Origin of the sequence: Succinatimonas hippei YIT 12066 (genome assembly GCF_000188195.1) — a bacterium.
Lineage (GTDB): Bacteria > Pseudomonadota > Gammaproteobacteria > Enterobacterales > Succinivibrionaceae > Succinatimonas > Succinatimonas hippei.
Genome location: NZ_GL831048.1, coordinates 1 through 4,262 on the forward strand (window position 1 = coordinate 1; position 4,262 = coordinate 4,262).

Here is a 4,262-nt window from a genome sequence, read left to right on the forward strand (position 1 = left end):
TAACCTATTGATTTTACACAAAATAAATTTTTACATTATTCACCGATAAAACCGCCGGCTTGTCTTTCCCATAACCTTGCATAAATACCGTTAAGCTCAATAAGTTCCTTATGTGTTCCGCTTTCTACTATCTTTCCTTCATCCAATACCAAGATCTTGTCCATTTGATTTAAAGTTGAAAGTCTGTGTGCAATAGCTAAAACAGTACGTCCCTGCATTACTTGAGCCAAATTTTCCTGCACGATAGCCTCGCTTTCCGAATCAAGAGCTGAGGTTGCTTCATCCAAAATCAGTATCGGAGCATTTTTCAAAATCACGCGCGCCAAGGCGATTCTTTGCCGTTGACCGCCTGATAGTTTAGCGCCGCGCTCTCCAACCATTGTTGAAAATCCCCGACCGCCCCTATAATCGGAAAGATTCTTAATAAAAGACAAAGAATCCGTAAGCTCAGCAGCCTTCTCCATTGAATTGGCATCGCATTCATTGACTCCGTATGAAATATTTTCTGCTATAGTGCGATGCATTAAAGAAGGATCCTGCGAAACCATTGCAAAGTTATCGCGCATTTCATCTTGTGCCAATTCTCTTATATCTGTGCCGTCTAGAAATATCGTGCCGCCATCAACTTCATAAAAACGTAATAACAAATTAATAAGTGTGGATTTGCCGGCCCCAGATCTGCCGACTATTCCGACTTTCTCGCCCGGATTTACCGCAAAACTTAAATCTTCAAAAACTTTTTTCCCGCCTGTATAACCGAATGCGACATGAGAAAATTCTATTTTGCCTTTAACCTTGTCCAGAGTCTTAGGATTTTTCGGATCTTTTATTTCTACAGGTCGGGCGATAGTATTCATACCGTCATAAACCATGCCGATATTTTCAAAAATCGCACCGACCTCCCACATCATCCAGCGCGACATATTAATCACGCGGATTGCTACCGCAACGGCAATGGCAATACTTCCGGGTGTAATGGCATAATGAATCCAAAGCCATAATGACAAAACGGTAATGGAAATTAAAAGCGCATAATTTAGAAACTGCACGCTGACATCAAGCAAGGTAAGAATGCGTAATGCCTTATATTCAGCTTTAATGAACCCTTCCATTCCGGCTTTGGCGTACTTTGCCTCACGCCCCTTACCGCCAAAAAGTTTCACCGTGGCAATATTTACATAACTGTCGACCACTCGGCCTACCATATCAGATCTGGTATCCGCCTGAACCTGCGCCTGTTTTCTTAAATTGGGGATAAAAATACCCAAAGCTAATGAATATAAAATAAACCACACAATAAGCGGCAGCATCAAAACCAGATCGGCATCGCCGAGCATCCACAGCATCGTAGCAAAATATACGCACAAATGAACCAGCACATCAATTAGCTTCAATACTGAAGTACGTACTGCCATGGCTGTCTGCATGACTTTGTTTGCAACGCGTCCTGCAAACTCATCAGTAAAAAACGACAGGGACTGTCCCAGCATATAGCGATGAATTTGCCACCGAATCTGCATCGGATAGTTTCCTGATACCGTTTGATGCAGAATAAGGGAATGGATAACAGTAGCAAGCGGTAAAAAGACTCCGGCAAGAAGCAGCATTAAAACAAGCTTTTTACCGTGATCTTCAATAAAAAAAGAAGGAAGTGTAGATGTTGTCCAATCAACTATAAGACCCATGCAGGAAAAAAACAATGCTTCGCCTATTGCCATAAAAGCAGTAAGCAATGCAATGATTATTAAAAATTTCCACAGGCCTTGAGTATAAAAAAGAATAAAGCGCACCAAGCCCTTAGGAGGTACGCCGCGATCTTGTGCGGGGAACGGCGGAACCAGTCTCTCAAACCAGCGCCAAATCCTTTCCAACTGATTGTTTCCTTATTATTTTTCCATTGAAGCTAACATATCGTTAATACGATTGTTAACAATATCAACGTGGCGCGCCAACGCTGCAACATGATTAGGCATCATCGCATCACCTACGGCATTGCCGCCTGCAAAAACATACAGAGGGTCAAACTCGGCAATATAATCAAAACGCTTTAAAGCCTCATCAAGATTCTCCTGCCCGCCGCGAACCGCTACCGATTCATCCACTGCAGCAAGTCCTCTTACGACATTACCAGCTACCGAAACAACGCCTTTTGCATAATAAATTGCATCGTCGGCAGAAAAATGTCCGATACTGCTTGAATTTAAATAACTAAGTGCCAGCTCGGTGACGGTTGAAGCGTATTTTAAAATTTCATAAACATCATCGGATCTGACGTTGTAAACGCCTGCTTTTTTTGTTCCGTCATTAATTGACGCGGCCCAATCGTTCCAATTTTTAATACCTTCGCGGTATTTACCTTCGCAATCATAAATAAACCAGAAGCCCCAGACATCCTGTCCGTAAGCAAAATAACGACCTGAGGCAGCAGTAAGTCTCGGATCGATGGTATCGCGCTCTCCTGCTCGAGCAGCAGTTTTAGCTAAGACATCGGAAGCCTGACGGGTTGCATAAATCACACCGGCCTGATAAGCGGATTTATTGTCAAAAATACTGGGAACAAAAAATAAATCGTTTAATTGCCAGCCGAATAATGTATCAAGTTCCTGCTCTAAAGCAAAATTCACACTATTGGCAATAACTTGCCCTCTTTGAGCATCAGTAGCATCTGCTGCAAGCTGTTCAGGTTTGTATTGTTCACGAGTAGTATTAGAGCAAACGCCTTCGGCAATTAAATAAACGGCTCCCAATCCTATGACAACAGGCAATATATACTTAAGCGGCTTTAAATTCATACAATCAAAAAACCTTTATACCTTGAAACAGCAAGGAATAATCAGGTCCTCCAATATAAAAAACTCGTTTTAAAATTTAACCTAAAAGAACTTATTAAATACTTAGATTAAAACATTTCTTTTAGTAAAGAACTAACAAAATACTTTTAATGCAAGATTTAGTATAACAAAATGTTTCCTGCAGATATACTCACAGCTTATACGAATATTTTTGAAAAACCGCATATTTTTGCGTATGCAACTTGCACATTTTCTTTCATTTAAAAGTTTTAAACCAAAAATACGTTTAAAATTAAAATGATCTCTAAATTAAATATTATTAACGGATAATATCATGTTTAAAAAGTGCCTGCTTCTTACCTTTTTGTCTTTAGGAATAAGCTCTACCTCTTTTGCCGACAGCAATGATTTGTACATAATGAATTGGTCGGATTACATTGCACCTGACACAATTGAAAACTTTGAAAAAGAAACCGGAATTAAAGTTCACTACAGCCTGATTGATTCAAATGAAATGCTTGAAGCCAAACTGATGGCAGGCAATTCCGGTTATGACATAATTACTCCTTCACTTCACGTTTTAAAACGACTTGGCGATGCCGGATTATTACTTGAACTTGATAAAAATAAATTACCCAATCTACAACATCTTGATAAAGATAAAATGGCAAAAATCGCACAAGTGGACAAAGACAATACTTTCGGAATTCCTTATATGGAGTTGTCTACAGGCATAGGATATAACGAACGCTTAATAAAAGAAGTAATGGGAAATGACTTCAAAGTTGATTCTTGGGATGTGTTTTTTAAACCTGAAATTTTAAGCAAATTGAACAAATGCGGAGCTACAGTGCTTGACAGTCCGTCTGACATGATCTGCACTGCACTTATTTATCTCAATAAAGATCCGCAAAGTACAGATAAAAATGACTATAAAGAAGCTGAAAAACTTCTTAAAACCATGATACAAAACGTAACTTATATGCACTCATCACAGTACGCCAATGATTTAGCCGGAGGCGAAGTCTGCATATCTGTAGGATGGTCAGGCGACATCCAGCTTGCAAACCAAAGATCACAAGAAGCCGGACTTGATGCCATAAAATACGTAATACCTAAAGAAGGTGCGTTAATGGGTTATGATATGTTTGCTATTCCCAAAGACGCTCGCAACGTAAATAATGCGCATCTGTTCTTAAACTACATTATGCGCCCTGAGGTAATAGCAGACATTTCAAATTATGTTCGTTATGCTAATGCCAATGCTGATGCAACAAAATTCGTGGACAAAGAAATTACGAATAATCCCGGTATTTATTATCCTAAGGAAATGCTTGAAAGAATGCATATAGTCATTCCGCCTAACGGAATTGAACGAATTCTAACCAAATCATGGAATCGTGTCAGAGCCAGTGCCGATTGACATCCTCACCGGCCTAATGGCCGATGATTCCTACCGCTAAACAACAA

The 4,262-nt window shown here is 39.8% G+C and carries 3 protein-coding genes; 1 reads left to right on the plus strand and 2 read right to left on the minus strand.

The genetic code is table 11. The features are described from left to right. Positions 1-35: 35 nt before the first annotated feature. Both HMPREF9444_RS08250 and HMPREF9444_RS08255 read right to left on the minus strand, forming a co-directional pair. A complete protein-coding gene (locus HMPREF9444_RS08250) occupies positions 36-1,871 on the minus strand; it encodes an ABC transporter ATP-binding protein (protein ID WP_009143962.1) in 1,836 nt (611 codons plus the stop codon). Between the two features lie 15 nt (positions 1,872-1,886). Continuing rightward, positions 1,887-2,792, minus strand: a complete 906-nt coding sequence (locus HMPREF9444_RS08255) for a DUF2333 family protein (RefSeq protein WP_009143963.1) — start codon at positions 2,790-2,792, stop codon at positions 1,887-1,889. A gap of 334 nt (positions 2,793-3,126) precedes the next feature. On the opposite strand from HMPREF9444_RS08255, the gene HMPREF9444_RS08260 reads away from it, so the two are divergent. After that, the gene (locus HMPREF9444_RS08260) at positions 3,127-4,215 is read left to right on the plus strand and encodes a polyamine ABC transporter substrate-binding protein (RefSeq protein WP_009143964.1); all 1,089 of its coding nucleotides are present in this window, start codon (positions 3,127-3,129) and stop codon (positions 4,213-4,215) included. The last annotated feature ends 47 nt before the right edge of the window (positions 4,216-4,262 follow it).

Bases quoted from the DNA above. Each gene is read 5' to 3' on its own strand.
- HMPREF9444_RS08255 (WP_009143963.1), bottom strand. From the start codon at position 2,792: ATGAATTTAAAGCCGCTTAAGTATATATTGCCTGTTGTCATAGGATTG.
- HMPREF9444_RS08260 (WP_009143964.1), top strand. From the start codon at position 3,127: ATGTTTAAAAAGTGCCTGCTTCTTACCTTTTTGTCTTTAGGAATAAGC.